Genomic DNA, 14963 nt, shown 5'->3' on the forward strand with positions numbered 1-14963 from the left:
TTATTTCTGAACTGGTATCTTTTGCACGCGGCGTTCATGGCGGCCGCCTTCAAAGGTTGCCTTGAAGAACTCATCCATGATTGTCTCGGCAGTCTTATTGTCGATAAATCTGCCGGGCATGACGAGCACATTGGCATCGTTGTGCTGACGGATGAGCTGTGCAATGTCTTTGCTCCAAGCCAGTCCGGCGCGCACGCCCTGATGCTTGTTGAGCGTGATGGCCATGCCCTCACCGCTGCCGCAGATGGCAATTCCGGGATAGACTTCTCCGCTTTCGATGCCCTCGGCGAGTGCGTGGGCAAAGTCAGGATAATCTACACTCTGGTCACTATATGTGCCATAGTCCTTGCAGGGATAACCTTTTTTCTCAAGATAGTCCAGTACGAATTGTTTCAATGGGAAGCCTGCGTGATCGCAAGCAACTCCGACAGTTTTCACTTCCATACGCTTTTAGTTGTTTAGGAATCGTTTAACTTGTTGGTATATATTCTCGGTCGTGAAGCCTAATTTCTCGTCCAATACCTTATAAGGCGCAGAGAAGCCGAAGCTTTCCAGCCCATAGACGGTGCCGTTGGTGCCTACCAGTCCCTCGAGAGTTACGGGCAGACCGGCCGTGAGGCCGAATATCCTGGCACCCTTGGGCAGCACTTCTTCCTGGTATTTCTTATCCTGACGGCGGAAGAGACCCTCTGAAGGAACGCTAACGACACGCACCTTGCAGCCGTCCTTGCGGAGCAAAGCCGCGGCTTCGACCAGCGTTGAGACTTCCGAACCACTCGCCGCGAGGATGACATCGTAGTCGGCATCTGAGCCCGCTACGACATAGGCACCCTTGCGGGCCTGTTCGTAATCGTTGCCCTGAGGCAGGTTGACGATGTTCTGGCGGGAGAGAATCAAGGCCGTAGGCGTCTCCATGTTCTCCATGGCCATAGCCCAGCACACCGTAGTTTCCGCTGCGTCGGCAGGCCGGAATACCCGGATGCTGTCCCTACCGTGGTGGTTCTTCAGCTTTTCCATCAGGCGTATCTGGGCTTCCTGCTCTACGGGTTCGTGGGTAGGACCGTCCTCGCCTACGCGGAAAGCGTCGTGCGTCCAGATGAACTTTATGGGAATTTCCATCAAGGCGGCAAGCCGGGCAGCCGGTTTCATATAGTCCGAAAAGACGAAGAAGGTGCCGCAGGCCGGAATGACGCCGCCATGCAGATACATGCCGATGCACATGCAAGCCATGGTGAGCTCTGCGACGCCAGCCTGGAAGAAAGCTCCGCTGAAGTCATCCCTTTGCAAAGAGTGGGTCTGCTTCAGGAAACCGTCGGTCTTGTCGGAGTTGGAAAGGTCGGCCGAGGCGCATATCATGTTTGGAACCTGCTGCGCCAGCACGCCCAGACAGGCAGCGGAGGCAGCACGGGTGGCAATGTCGGTCTTCTGTGTGAGCACGCTCCAGTCCACCTTCGGGGCTTTGCCAGAGAACCATTCGGCCTTCTGTGCAGCCTTTTCCGGATTCTGCTTAGCCCATTCCTCTTCCTCCTGACGACGCTTGGCCACGATTTTCTTCAGGTCTTCCAGCCGCTCTTCATAGAGTTTTTTCACATCGTCGAAGATTACGAAAGCATTGTCGGGATCGCCTCCGAGGTGCTCGATGGTCTTGCGATAGGCCTCTCCCCCTAAGGGTGCGCCATGCGTCTTGATGCTGTGCTCGTAGCTTGAGCCGTCGTCCTTGAGGGCTCCCTTTCCCATAATCGTCTTTCCGATGATGAGGGTTGGGCGTTTCGTCTCGGCATTGGCAGCCGTCAGCGCCTGGCGTATTTGGTCGGGATCGTTGCCGTCGATGGTGATGACATTCCATCCCCAGGCCTTGTATTTGGCCGCGGTATCTTCCTTCATGACCTCTCCGCACTCCGTAGAGAGCTGGATATCATTCGAGTCATAGAACATGATGAGGTTGTTCAGACCGAGCAGGCCGGCAATGCGCCCCGTGCCCTGCGATATTTCCTCTTGGATGCCGCCGTCGCTGATATAGGCGTAAATTTTGTGTTGCATCACCTCGTGTCCTAGGCGGGCCTCAAGGAATTTCTCGGCTATTGCCGCGCCGGCAGCGAAGGTGTGCCCCTGGCCAAGCGGACCGGAGGTGTTCTCGATGCCGTGCATGATGTCGCGCTCGGGGTGCCCCGGGGTGGAAGAACCCCATTGGCGGAACTGCTGGAGTTTATCGATTGTGAACTTTCCCTGCAATGCCAGCGCTGAATACAGCATTGGCGACATGTGGCCGGGGTCGAGGAAGAAGCGGTCTCTGCCTGCCCAGGTGGGATCGGCAGGGTCGTAGACCAGGAATTCTGAGAAGAGCACATTGATGAAGTCGGCACCGCCCATGGCACCGCCCGGGTGTCCCGACTTGGCTTTCTCAACCATAGAGGCAGCCAGAATCCTGATGTTGTCGGCTGCATGGTTCATCAATTTCTTATCGTTCATATATTGATCTTTGATTTTGTATTATTTGCAAATATACTATTTTAAATCTAAAACGACGATGGATTTCTGTGGTAATTTGACCTTGAGGATGTTTTTCTTCATCTTGGCACCCTTGAATTCCACAGGCCTCACGGTCTCCGGGTGGCTGAAATCGTTGAAGTCATTGACCGACTTGCTGGTCAGCAGCTGTCCGCCGACGGTCTTTACCTCCAGTCCGGCGAGGTTGATGTCCACCTCTTGTGCATCCTCGAGCGACACATTCACCAGCGCGAGCACATAGCTGCTGTCGGCTTTCCTGGCCATGGAGGCGCTCAGCTGCGGAATGTTCTTGCCCGCCGAGTCGTGCAGGACATTGCAATGGATGTCGAGCGGGATGTTTATGGCATCCTGATATTCCTTGTACATGTTGAAGACATGGTAGTTGGGAGTGAGCACCATATGGCCTGTCCCCTCGGTGTCAGTCAATATCATGCTTTGAAGAACATTCACCAGCTGGGCGATGTTGGCCATCTTCACACGGTCGGTGTGCTGATGGAAGATGTTGAGCGTCATGGCTGCGACGATGGCATCGCGCATGGAGTTCTGCTGATAGAGATGTCCGGGTATGGTGCCAGGCTCCTCATCCCACCAGGTTCCCCATTCGTCTGCCATGAGGGCTATCTTCTTCTGGGGGTCGGTGAGGTCCATGACGCGGGTATGGTTGCTGATCAGCGTGTCCATGAAGGCACACGACCCCAGGGTGAGATAATACTCTTCGTTGCTGAATCTTGTGGCCGATCCCTTGTGGTTCCAGTCCCGCACATAATAATAATGTACGGAGACGCCCTGCATCCTGTTGCCTATTTTCTCCATGAGCACCTGCGTCCAGCGGGTGTCGCCAGCGCTTGCGCCGCTTGCGATGCGGAAGAGCTTGTTGCCGGGATAGTCGCGCAGATAGGTGTTGTAGCGGCGGAAGAGGTCGCTGTAGTATTCCGGCGTCATGTTCCCGCCGCACCCCCAGGCCTCGTTCCCGATGCCGAAGTATTTCACATGCCAGGGCTTTTCACGGCCGTTCTGCTTGCGGAGCCTGGCCATCGGGGTGCCTTCTTCCGAGTTTATGTATTCTATCCATTGTGCCATTTCCTTTACGCTGCCGCTGCCTATGTTGCCGCTCACATAGGGTTCACAGCCCAGTTTCTCGCAGAGGTTCAGGAATTCGTGGGTGCCGAAGGAGTTATCCTCGATGTCGCCGCCCCATGTGTTGTTCCTGAGTGACGGCCGGTTTTGCTGCGGCCCGATGCCGTCCATCCAGTGATAGTCGTCGGCAAAGCAGCCTCCGGGCCATCTGAGCACGGGAATCTTGAGTTCTTTCAAGGCTTCGAAGACATCTTTCCGATAGCCGTCTTCATTCGGTATCTTCGACTCTCTGCCCACCCAGAGGCCGCCGTAGATGCAGCTGCCGAGGTGTTCGGCAAACTGTCCGTAGATTTCCTTGTTGATTTTCTCTTTAGCTTTGTCGGCATGCACAGTGATGGAAGCACTCTGCGCATAGGCGGTGAGTCCTACGGCACACGAAAGGATGGCGGTGCAGATGAGTCGTTTTTTCATATTGTCCGGGTTGCAGGAGCTGTGAATTGAAATGCTATTTTATACTGAACTTGAAGGCCGTATGGCTCTCGTATCGCTCTCCGGGTTTCAGGTAGGGCGAGGGCCAGCCGGGCTTGTTGGGCGAGTCGGGATACTTCTGGCTCTCCAGACACACGGAGCACTGCTTAGGATAGGCGATGCCGTGCTTGCCCTTGACGGTTCCTGTGAGGAAGTTGCCCGTGTATACCTGTACTCCGGGCTCATCGGTGAACATCTCGAGGAGGATTCCCGTGCCGGGCGCATAGAGCGATGCGGCCACCTGCGTGAAGTCGCCGTTGCCCTCCCGATAGGTGTTCAGGCACCAGTTATGGTCGTAGCCCATGGCGTTCCTGATTTGCGTGAAGGCCGAGTCGTTGATGGTTTCCTCGAGGGCATGCGGCCTGCGGAAGTCCATCGGCGTGCCCTCTACAGGTAGAATCTCGCCTGTCGTCATGAAGGTGGCATCCGCCGGGGTGAAGTTGTCGGCGTTGATGTAGAGCTCCTGTGCCGTTCCCGCCTCCGTCAGATTGCCCGTCAGGTTGAAGTAGGAGTGGTTGGTCATGTTGATGACGGTTTCCTTGTCGGTGGTGCCCTCATAGCGTATGTCAAGTGTATTGTCGCTTAGGAGGGTATAGGTAACCGTCGCCTTCACATTTCCAGGGAAGTTGTTGTCGCCGTCGGGCGAGTCCATGGTGAGCCGGAGCGTGCTGTCGTTCGGCTGCTCGGCTGCATACACCTGATACTGCCACCCCGAGGAGCCTCCGTGCAGGCAGTGCCCGTAGTTGTTCGTAGGCAGCTGGATTCTCTCTCCCGCAATGGTCAGCTGTCCCTTGTTGATGCGGTTGGCATAGCGTCCGATGGCCGCGCCGAAGTCGCTGGGCGAGTTCACGGAGTCGGCATACTGGGCCAGGTTGTCATAGCCGAGCACTACATCCGTGAGTTTCCCTTGCCTGTCGGGCACCATCAGAGAGACGATGCGCCCGCCGAAGTTGGTGATGCAGGCTTCCATTCCCTGCCGGTTGGTCAGCGTATACAGCTTCACAGGTTTGTCGTTGATGACGGAGTCGAATCTTGCGGCGTCGAGTCCAGACGCGGTTCTGTTGCCCGAGCAGGCTGCGAGCAGTATCATGCCCGCACAGAGAAATAGGCTTTTCAAGTTGTTCATATACTGTGTGTCATTAAGGGAGTATTTTTCTTCTTCGCCGTAAATTTACTCATTTTTTCTAAGAAAAGGAAGGTTTTGGCAGGAAAAAATCGCGGCACGCGGTCATAAGCTTTATTTCCATCAGTCAAGAATGCGCGTTCCTGCTGATTTCCTACTGGTAGCAAGTTGATACGGCGAGGGGTGAAAGACACGGCGGGGGAGACGGTTCGGAAGATTACCAACGGCTGGTAACGGCGTTACCAGCCGTTGGTAATCACATTACAAGCCGCGTGTAATCGTGTTACACGCGGCTTGTAATTCCGTATCTTGCAACTTGCTCGCAGACCGCGGACCAAGGCAAGGGTTTGCGGATATGCCGGTCTTTAAGGCCGGAAACTATGGGCAGGATTGTACCACCGTCTCTTTCGGCATTCCATAGAGCGTGATGTCAGAGCCTTTACGCTTGTATGTGAATGGTATGGAATAAGAGAGTGAGCTGAGCACGGAGTCTATTGTGAGATTGTGGCGTATGTATCCGGAGTAGGTGGAACGGCGGTCAATCCCTGCCGTTATGTCTATGCTCACTCCGTAGAGGCCTTCCAGCACATGGGCGATATCCCTGATCGACATGTTGCGGAACGGTATCATGCCGTCGTGCCATACTGCGTCAAGGGGTGCATAGACATTCATCACCTCAATGGTGTGGCGGGTCTTGTCGATGACGGCTTTCTGATTGGGCTGTATGACGATTTTTCCCTCGCCGTGGTTACCCGTTATCTCGAGCCGGCCTTCCAGCAGGCTCACTTCTTCCTGGTTGTCCTTACAGTGAGTGTTGAAGTTGAACACGGTGCCCAGGACGCGCGTGCTGACTCCGCGGCTGCTGACGATGAACGGCCGGTCGGGATTCTTGCTTACGCTGAACAGGGCTTCGCCCGAGAGCTCCACGCGGCGCTCGCCGTCGCCGAATGCCTCGGGATAGCTGATGGTGCCGTTCTTGTTGAGCCACACCTTGGTGCTGTCGGGCAGCGTGAGTTCCATCACCTTCGTGGCAGACGCAGTTACCTGAATCATCTCGGGGCGACTGTAGTAGTTCCATAGAGCGATGGTGCCTCCTATCAGGACAAGCAGCCCTATGGCTGCATAGCGCAGGATGCTTAAATGGCGGGTCGTAGTGCGGTGTGCCTCGTAGCGGTGGATTTCGCTGAAGAGCCCTGCCTCCGCCTTGTCAAGGGCTTTCTCGGAAAGGGGCCGGCGACCTTTGCCTTGGCGATAGAGGTGTTCCGCCCTGAAGAGCGCGTCTTCGTTTTCGGGTGCCTCTTTGAGCCATTCGTGCAGAAGGCTGAGCTCCTTGTCAGAGCATTTTCCCAATATATAGTCCTTGATGAGCTTATAGTTGATATCCTTCATTCGTGTCTTGTTTGTTATATTTTTTCTCTTACTTCATTATTAAAAAAACAATTGTCGGACAAAAATAGCTTACTTCTAAAAATATAAAATATGTTTATTTGTGTTTCAGATGAGACAAGTGGCTGCGCAGAAGCTTCAGTGCCTTGTAGATGTGTGCGTCTACCGTCCGTACTGATACCCCCATTACATCGGCTATCTCCTTGTTTTTCATCTCGTGCAGGTAGCTCATGACAAAGGCTTGCCGACACTTTTCAGGCAGCTTCTGGATGGCCGTCTCTATCAGTCCGTGCAACTCTTGATTCTCTATGGCTTGCATTACATCGTTATGATCAGGGCTGTAGAATTTCATCCTGCGGGTCTCTATGTCTTGCAATATCTGTGAATGCCCCTTGACAATGGCCTGATGCTTCAGGCTGTTCAAGGCTCGGTTGTAGACGGCACGGTACAGGAAAGCCTTGAGATGGTTGTCGTCGGTCAGGGTGTCGCGGCGTTTCCATAGCTCTACGAAAGACTCTTGAACAATGTCTTTCATCTCGTCTTCGTCCACTAACTGTAGTGCATAATAAGCCATACGGGGATATAATTCCCTGAATATCAGCCTAAATTCATCTTCAGTAATGCTCATCTATATCACTTTCTTTTAATAATAAGTTTGCTTCACGCTCTTCATGCTTTTCTTTTTTAAGGCAAAGGTAACATCAGGCAACAAACCCTCATGGATGAGTCTAAAGCAAATCTAATTATCAAAAATACGCTTTTTAAATTATATTTATCGAAAACATCGCTTTTATTTTACTTTATTTAACATTGTGCGGATTTCTTTTCGGATATTGTCTGAACTGTTATTTTAAGGAAGAAAAATATTTTTTAAAATAAAGTGAGTTATACTAAGTAATTTTGTGAGTTGGTTTGTTATAACCAATGAATAGCAGGCTAAATTTGCTAAATTAAATAACTTAAACATTAAATTATTCATTCCAAATCATGGACAAGAAACACTATGGACACGGCTTGGCGCTATGCACGGCTTTTATAGTACTCTTTCTCCTATGCATGCCTGTTCATCGGGCATCGGCTCAGGTGAATTTGTCGACCAAGCGCGCTAAGTTAGAGACAGTGATCAACCAACTTAAGTCAAAGACCAAGTATCGTTTCTTTTATAACGACGACTTGGCGAAAGTGGAAGTGAACGAGGTGAAGGCGCAGAACGAGCCGATGAAGGCCGTGCTTGACAAGCTCTTTGCCGGCACGGGTATTTCCTATAAGATCGTGGACAATGTGGTCTACCTCTCTAAGGAAGGAACTTCGGCTCAGACCGGCAAGGCTCCGGCGCAAAAGTCGGCAGGCCCCCGTACCATTACCGGAACGATAACCGATGCAAACGGCGAGCCGCTCATCGGCGTGAGCGTCATGGTGAAAGGCACCTCGCAGGGAGCCATCACCGATATTGACGGACGGTATTCTTTTACTACGGAGGCGGCTAATCCCACATTGGTTTACTCTTATATCGGCTACGGAACGCAGGAGGTGAGTTTGCAGGGACGCAACAAGGTGGACCTCGTGATGCGCGAGGAAGCCCACACGCTGAGCGATGTCGTGGTTACCGCCCTTGGTATCAAGCGTTCGGAGAAGGCATTGAGCTATAATGTACAGAAAATCGGCGGCGAAGATGTGAATACGGTCAAGAACGCTAACTTCATGAATTCGCTCTCTGGAAAAGTAGCCGGCGTTAACATCAATGCCTCTGCAGCAGGCATGGGCGGCGCAGCGCGTGTGGTTATGCGCGGTCCGAAGTCCATTACACAGAGCAATGGTGCGCTCTATGTAATTGATGGTGTTCCTGTTACAAATACCAGCCAGGGCGAGATAACCAATTCCCGCTATGCCAGCCAGCCTGGTTCGGAAGGTATTGCGGATGTGAATCCCGAAGACATAGAAAGCATCAGCGTACTTAGCGGGCCTGCTGCCGCTGCTCTCTATGGATCGGCTGCCGCTCAAGGTGTCATCATGATTACGACTAAGAAAGGTAAGGAAGGAAAGATATCGGTAGTGGTTTCCAATAGCAGCCAGTTCACCAATCCTTTCGTTATGCCGGAGTTCCAGAATTCTTATGTCAACCGTCAGAACGAGGTGGCCTCTTGGGGATCAAAGGTGGCTTCACCGTTTGGCGACTATAATCCGAAGGATTTCTTCAATACAGGTACTAATATCCAGAACAATGTCTCATTAACGGTAGGTTCCGACAAAAACCAAACTTACCTTTCGGTAGGTACAACCAATGCCAAGGGTATTATTCCCAATAATACATACAATCGATACAACTTCACATTCAGAAACACAACTCATTTTCTGGACGACAAACTGACTTTTGACTTCGGGTTCAACTACATTTTAGAGAACGACCGTAACTTGACGGCTCAGGGTGAATACTTCAACCCGCTGACGGCAGTCTATCTCTTCCCGCGAGGAGAGAGCTTTGATGCTGTGCGCACCTATGAACTGTGGGATCCCACGCGTCTTATCTATGTACAGAACTGGAATTTCGGTGATGCCCTGAGCATGCAGAATCCTTATTGGGTGGCTCACCGCATGAATCGCACGAACAAGAAAGGGCGCTATATGGTAAACGCCAGCCTGAAATATCAGGTGCTCGATTGGCTCGATGTTACCGGTCGTCTGCGCTGGGACGACGCTGCTACAAAGCAGGAGGACAAGCGCTATGCATCGACCATCAATCTTTTCGCGCACTCTCCCTACGGATTCTATGGATACGATAAGATTAACGACCAGAGCCTTTATGGCGACTTGATGGCCAATATTAACAAATCATGGGAGGATTTCAGCATCGGTGCCAATATCGGTGCTTCATTCTCGCGCACAAAATATGATGTTACAGGCTTCCAAGGCGGCTTGAAAGCTCCTTCAAACCTGTTTACTCCAAATGCTATCGACTATAGTCAGGTAACCAACGACAACCGTCCGATCTTCGACTTGAACAAGCACTATATCAATTCGCTGTTTGCCAATGTGGAATTGGGATGGAAGAGCATGCTCTATCTGACTCTGACCGGGCGTAACGACTGGGACTCTGCTCTTGACAATACAGCCAAAAGCTCTTTCTTCTATCCTTCGGTAGGTCTGTCGGCAGTGATTTCGCAGATGGCCCAGCTGCCTAAGTTCATCAACTATTTGAAGGTGCGCGCTTCTTGGGCAAGTGTAGGCTCAGCCATCAAGCCAAACATATCTTCTCTGTGGCGTTATAAATATACCCCGTCTTCAGGCACATATGGTACGGTTACCTATAAGTTCCCGGATACCTTCTATCCTGAGCGTACCAATTCTTGGGAGGCCGGCCTTACGGCTCGTTTTTTCAATAATGCATTGAGCTTGGATGTAACACTCTATCAAAGTAATACGAAAAATCAAACCTTCTTGCGCTCCATTACGGCGGGTGGTGGCTACAATCAGGAGTATATCCAGACTGGTAATGTGCGCAACCACGGTATAGAGCTGTCGCTCGGCTACAACCATAACTGGGGCGACTTTGGCTGGAACACCTCCTTTACTTATAGTGCAAACCGCAACAAGATCATCAACCTGCTTGACGATCCGAAAGAGGTGCTCAACATGGGCGGCCTGAACGGCATCGAGATCATTCTGAAGAAGGGTGGCACGATGGGTGATGTCTATACGACGAGTGATTTTAAACGCGATGCTGACGGGAACATTGCTTTGAGTGGAAGTAACAATGTTATGCAGGAGAGCCTCTCTAATCCGGTCTATCGTGGGTCGGTATTGCCGAAGGGTAATATTGGTTTCTCTAATGATTTTACTTACAAGGGCTTCAATCTGGGATTCCTTATCACAGCGCGTTTCGGAGGAATCGTGATGAGCCAGACACAGGCTATTCTCGACCAGTACGGTGTATCAAAAGCCTCGGCCGATGCACGCGATAATGGAGGAGTTTCCGTTAATAGCGGGAAAGTAGATGCCGAAGGCTATTACTCCGTGGTTGGCGGTAGTAATCCTATCTGGTCGGAGTATATCTATAGTGCCACAAACGCTCGCTTGCAGGAGGCACATCTTAGTTATACATTCCCAAGTACTCTGTTGAAGAAGGTGCAGCTTACGCTCGGCCTTACTGCCCATAATTTGTTCATGATCTACAACAAAGCACCGTTTGACCCGGAGACTACGGCCTCTACAGGCACCTATTATCAGGGCTTCGACTACTTTATGCAGCCAAGTTTGCGCTCTCTGGGCTTTAATGTAAATCTGAAATTCTAAATATCACTATAAATAATTAAGGACAAATGATTAAGAAATATATTTCCAAGGTTGCCTTACTGGGTGTTACCGTAGTAAATTTATTCGGGATGGCATCCTGCACCGCAGGTTTTGAGGAGGCTAACCGCCCGGGCAGCTCCGCATCGGCAGAGGAATTGGGAAGAGATAATTATACTATTGGGTCATTCCTCGTACAAATGCAGAATGCCGTGTTCCCTGAGCAGGAAAATGATTTCCAGATGGATTATGATCTGATTGGGAATTATCTGGCTCGCTATATGACTTATACCCAAAATGGATGGAATGGAGCCAACTTCGTTACGATGAACGCTCCGGTAAACTGGGTACGCTATCCCTTTAAGTCGCTTACTCCGAAGTTTACTTCTGCCTTCAATGATATTGTTCGCCTCTGTAACGGAAAGAAAGACCTCAATTATGCCTGGGCACTAATCTTGCGTGCCCATGGGTATCTTACGATGACAGATATGTATGGACCTTTCCCCATTGGAGCTGTAGAAGGTGATGAGAACGCCTATTCTTCTCAGAAGGATATTTATACTCATCTCATAGCCGACCTTGATGAGGCTTTGGCCATTTTAAAGACTTCGGTAAATGGAGAGTCTTTTACGGCCAACCAGAATTATGACAAAGTTTATGGCGGAAAATTCGCGAAGTGGATGAGATTTGCTAATTCGCTGAAGCTTCGTATGGCTATCCGCATGAGTGGAGTCGATCCTGCAACCGCAAAGAAAGTAGGAGAAGAGGCCGTAGCGGCAGGAGTTATCGAAGATAATGATGACAATCTGGCAATCAGCTACACGCCGCATGGACTCTATAAGACTTCTGTGGAATGGGGAGACAGCCGTGCTTGTGCTGATATAGAGAGCTTCATGAATGGTTACGAAGACCCCCGTATTGGTAAATACTTCAAGGAAGCTGCCGAGCATCCTTCAGGATTCAGGCCCATCATAGGATGTCGTGCCGGAGCCAAAATAGGCAATAAGTCGGTAGCCGTTCCTCTCTATTCTGCTGCCAATGTAGCAAATGCCACTAAGGGTATTTGGCTTACTGCAGCCGAGATGTGGTTCTGCCGTGCTGAAGGTGCACTCATCGGTTGGCAGAACATGGGAGAGGGAAATTCAGTCGGTAGCCTTTATAATAAGGCTATAGCCACATCTTTCAAGCAATGGGAGGCTGGGGATGCTACATCCTATATTAATAATAGCTGGAGTATCCAAGCTGATTATACTGATGCTCAGGGCGGCTTTGGACACTATGCTCCGCATGTAAGTAATATTACTGTAAAGTGGGAAGACAATGTTTCCATCGAGCAGAAAATGGAGCGCCTTATCACGCAAAAATGGATAGCACTTTTCCCTTGTGGGCAAGAGGGATGGAGTGAACTGCGCCGTACAGGCTATCCGGAGGTATTTGCTGTAGATCAGACGACTGCTTACTCTGTCAAAGTGCCTAACCGCATACCTTTCGCAGATACTGAAAAGACTGAAAATGCTACAAATCTTGAGAAAGCCCGCCAGATGCTCGGCGGTCCCGACAATTATGTAACACCTATGTGGTGGCAGAAAAAGTGGTGGCAGAATTAAGGTCAACATCTATCAACAACTAAAAGATTTTTATGAAAATGAAAAATATATTTAAGTCGATTCTCTTCGTAATAGGTGCTGTTATGGGCATGGCCTCTTGCAGCGACTGGACAGATATGGAAACACAGAACCCCAGCGATCTGACGGCAAATATTAGAAGCGAAGCTTATTATGCCCAGCTTCGCGATTATAAGAAGAGTGATCATCCTGTAGCCTTTGGCTGGTTTGGTGGTTGGGCAGGACGCGATGCCTCATTAGAAAAGTCTTTGTCCGGGCTGCCTGATAGTGTAGACTTCGTGTCGTTATGGGGTAACTTCAAGAATCTTACCCAAGCACAGAAAGAAGACCTTGAGTATGTGCAGAAAGTAAAGGGTACTAAAGTGCTTATTTGTTGGCAGGTGCATGATATCGGCGACCAGCTGACGCCTGATATGCCAGAAGGTTGGGCAGAACAGAATCCCGGTAAAGATTGGCGGCATGAGTTTTGGGGATGGGGCGATAGCAAGGAAGAAAAGCTTGCCGCAACCGAGAAATATGCCAAGGCCATTCTTGACACGATAAACAAGTATAATTACGATGGCTTTGATATTGATGCGGAGTACGGACTTGCTCAGATTGGATTTACTGCCAAAGAGGAGCTATGGCGGAATGAAGGCTGTATGGACAAGTTTGTCGAGACACTTGCCGCAGAGCTCGGCCCACACTCAGGTACTGACAAAATGCTTGTCGTAGATGGGAAGCCTGAGGACTTTGATACTAAATATGCCGACTATTTCAATTATTTCATTTTGCAGGCTTACGATTCCGATAACTTCCTTGCTCGTCCTCGGAATACCCAGGCTCGGTTTGATCGGCAATTGTCCTACTGGAAGAGTGTGTTAACTCCGGAGCAGCTGGCCCGCAAGATTATCATCACTTGTAATTATGAGAATGGTGGTAATATTACAAACTATTCTTATATCATGGCAGAGGGAATGGAAAATGAGCATCTGTATGACGGACTGCTTCCCAAGGAATTCATGACATGGCAGAAAGATAATAAAAGATGGGTTGCCCGGGTTTCGGCTGCCTTTGCCCTCTTCAATCCTGTTTTTGACGGGAAAACCTATCGTAAAGGAGGTATGGGAACCTATCACATGGAATATGAATACAAGGCTGATGGTACCATCAATACCTATCCTAACCTGCGTATGGCCATCCAGATAATGAATCCTACCAATAAATAACTTAAATACAAGTAAGAAAATGTATCTATCTAAAAATAAATCCGTAATGCTGGCATTTGCAGGACTTGTGCTTCTTGCTTTCAGTTCTTGTGAGAATGCCGAATATTCCGTGCTCGAGAATCAGGCTTTCTTCGAACAGACGAAGACCAATGCCAATACTGTGCAGAAATTGACGGTAGAGGATGCAGCGGCTACCAATGCCTCTTTCAAAGTGCAACTGTCATCCCCTGCCCAGAGTTCCTCAAAATTTGAGATACAAATCGATCAGGCGGCTCTCGATAAATACAATACCGAAAACTTCACTACTTACAAGGTGTTACCTACAAACGGCTATACCATGTCGTCTAACGAAGTAACGGTAGACGCGGGGCAGACCATCTCGAGCCCCGTAGACATCAAGATCAATCCTTTCACCGAGGAACAGAAAAAGAATGCGGAGAAATTCGCTTTGCCCCTGAAGCTGGTGAGCAAGGATGGCAAGCAGAGCGTGCTCAATTCGGGCGGAGCCATGATCTTTCTTCTTGACAAGGTTGTGCGGCAGGCGGTGCCTACCTATAGTGCCAATAATCCTATCGTGTTCCATATGAAGGAAGATTTCAATGCTCTTCAGTGGACCGTTGAGTTCTGCGTAAACATCGACAAGCTTGGAACCAAGGTGGGCGAGATGAACAATCAACAACTGTTTAGTGGCTGGGGCAAGGATGGAGGCGAGATTTTCACTCGTTTCGGTGATGCGCCTATCGAAGGTAACCGGATGAACATCAAAACCCAGGGCAGTCAGATGAACAGTAATATGAAGTTCTCTATCAACACATGGTATCATATAGCTATTGTCTGCACGGGAACTTCCCTGAGTCTCTATGTGAACGGCGTGCTCGACAATACCGTTGCCATGCCAGGAAAAGCTGTAAATATCAGTAAGGACAACTGGCATGCAGGTAACTCTGACGATGAGCGTTTTACCTATTTAAAGGGTAATGTGATGATGGGCGAAATCCGTATCTGGAGCAAGGCTCTGACACAGCCGCAGATTGCAAACAACATGTATGCAGTTGATCCCAACTCAGAGGGGCTGTATGCTTACTTCAAGATGGATGAAGGTTCGGGAAATAGTTTCAGCGATGTCCGGAAGAATGGTAATACTGCGCTTGTACCGCCAAGCTTACTTTATAAAGATATCGTTTGGACGCAGGATGTGAGATTTGACGGAAAATAACCATA

The 14963-nt window shown here is 50.1% G+C and carries 10 protein-coding genes; 4 read left to right on the forward strand and 6 right to left on the reverse strand.

Annotated elements, in window-relative coordinates:
• From rpiB to BM114_RS01780, 6 genes are all read right to left on the reverse strand, one after another.
• Complete coding sequence (gene rpiB / locus BM114_RS01755) at positions 1-444, reverse strand: ribose 5-phosphate isomerase B (protein WP_092109772.1); 444 nt, start codon at positions 442-444, stop codon at positions 1-3.
• 6 nt (positions 445-450) lie between these two features.
• Positions 451-2469, reverse strand: coding sequence for a transketolase family protein (locus BM114_RS01760; RefSeq protein ID WP_092109774.1), 2019 nt, complete (start codon positions 2467-2469; stop codon positions 451-453).
• 36 nt (positions 2470-2505) lie between these two features.
• Positions 2506-4056: an alpha-N-arabinofuranosidase gene (locus BM114_RS01765; RefSeq protein ID WP_092109776.1), complete on the reverse strand. Its 1551-nt coding sequence runs from the start codon at positions 4054-4056 to the stop codon at positions 2506-2508.
• Between the two features lie 34 nt (positions 4057-4090).
• Entirely contained in the window at positions 4091-5239 is a 1149-nt protein-coding gene (locus tag BM114_RS01770) for an aldose epimerase family protein (RefSeq protein WP_092109778.1), read from the reverse strand.
• Positions 5240-5614: 375 nt separating this feature from the next.
• Complete coding sequence (locus BM114_RS01775; protein WP_092109780.1) at positions 5615-6625, reverse strand: FecR family protein; 1011 nt, start codon at positions 6623-6625, stop codon at positions 5615-5617.
• 94 nt (positions 6626-6719) lie between these two features.
• Entirely contained in the window at positions 6720-7250 is a 531-nt protein-coding gene (locus tag BM114_RS01780; RefSeq protein ID WP_092109782.1) for an RNA polymerase sigma-70 factor, read from the reverse strand.
• Between the two features lie 359 nt (positions 7251-7609).
• On the opposite strand from BM114_RS01780, the gene BM114_RS01785 reads away from it, so the two are divergent.
• The 4 genes from BM114_RS01785 to BM114_RS01800 are packed head-to-tail and all read left to right on the forward strand — an operon-like array spanning position 7610 to position 14958.
• A complete protein-coding gene (locus BM114_RS01785) occupies positions 7610-10912 on the forward strand; it encodes a SusC/RagA family TonB-linked outer membrane protein (protein ID WP_255406396.1) in 3303 nt (1100 codons plus the stop codon).
• Positions 10913-10938: 26 nt separating this feature from the next.
• On the forward strand, positions 10939-12516 hold the full coding sequence (locus BM114_RS01790) for a SusD/RagB family nutrient-binding outer membrane lipoprotein (protein WP_092109786.1): 1578 nt from the start codon (positions 10939-10941) through the stop codon (positions 12514-12516).
• A 38-nt stretch (positions 12517-12554) separates the two neighbouring features.
• Positions 12555-13742: a glycoside hydrolase family 18 gene (locus BM114_RS01795; protein WP_092109787.1), complete on the forward strand. Its 1188-nt coding sequence runs from the start codon at positions 12555-12557 to the stop codon at positions 13740-13742.
• A gap of 46 nt (positions 13743-13788) precedes the next feature.
• The gene (locus BM114_RS01800; protein ID WP_255406397.1) at positions 13789-14958 is read left to right on the forward strand and encodes a DUF1735 and LamG domain-containing protein; all 1170 of its coding nucleotides are present in this window, start codon (positions 13789-13791) and stop codon (positions 14956-14958) included.
• Positions 14959-14963 lie beyond the last annotated feature (5 nt).

Origin of the sequence: Prevotella sp. KH2C16 (assembly GCF_900113305.1) — a bacterium.
In the GTDB taxonomy this organism is placed as follows: Bacteria; Bacteroidota; Bacteroidia; order Bacteroidales; family Bacteroidaceae; genus Prevotella.

Coding starts and splice junctions, on each gene's coding strand:
- BM114_RS01775 (WP_092109780.1), bottom strand. CDS start 6,625: ATGAAGGATATCAACTATAAGCTCATCAAGGACTATATATTGGGAAAA.
- BM114_RS01785 (WP_255406396.1), top strand. CDS start 7,610: ATGGACAAGAAACACTATGGACACGGCTTGGCGCTATGCACGGCTTTT.
- BM114_RS01760 (WP_092109774.1), bottom strand. CDS start 2,469: ATGAACGATAAGAAATTGATGAACCATGCAGCCGACAACATCAGGATT.
- BM114_RS01800 (WP_255406397.1), top strand. CDS start 13,789: ATGCTGGCATTTGCAGGACTTGTGCTTCTTGCTTTCAGTTCTTGTGAG.
- BM114_RS01770 (WP_092109778.1), bottom strand. CDS start 5,239: ATGAACAACTTGAAAAGCCTATTTCTCTGTGCGGGCATGATACTGCTC.
- BM114_RS01765 (WP_092109776.1), bottom strand. CDS start 4,056: ATGAAAAAACGACTCATCTGCACCGCCATCCTTTCGTGTGCCGTAGGA.
- BM114_RS01795 (WP_092109787.1), top strand. CDS start 12,555: ATGAAAAATATATTTAAGTCGATTCTCTTCGTAATAGGTGCTGTTATG.
- BM114_RS01790 (WP_092109786.1), top strand. CDS start 10,939: ATGATTAAGAAATATATTTCCAAGGTTGCCTTACTGGGTGTTACCGTA.
- rpiB (WP_092109772.1), bottom strand. CDS start 444: ATGGAAGTGAAAACTGTCGGAGTTGCTTGCGATCACGCAGGCTTCCCA.
- BM114_RS01780 (WP_092109782.1), bottom strand. CDS start 7,250: ATGAGCATTACTGAAGATGAATTTAGGCTGATATTCAGGGAATTATAT.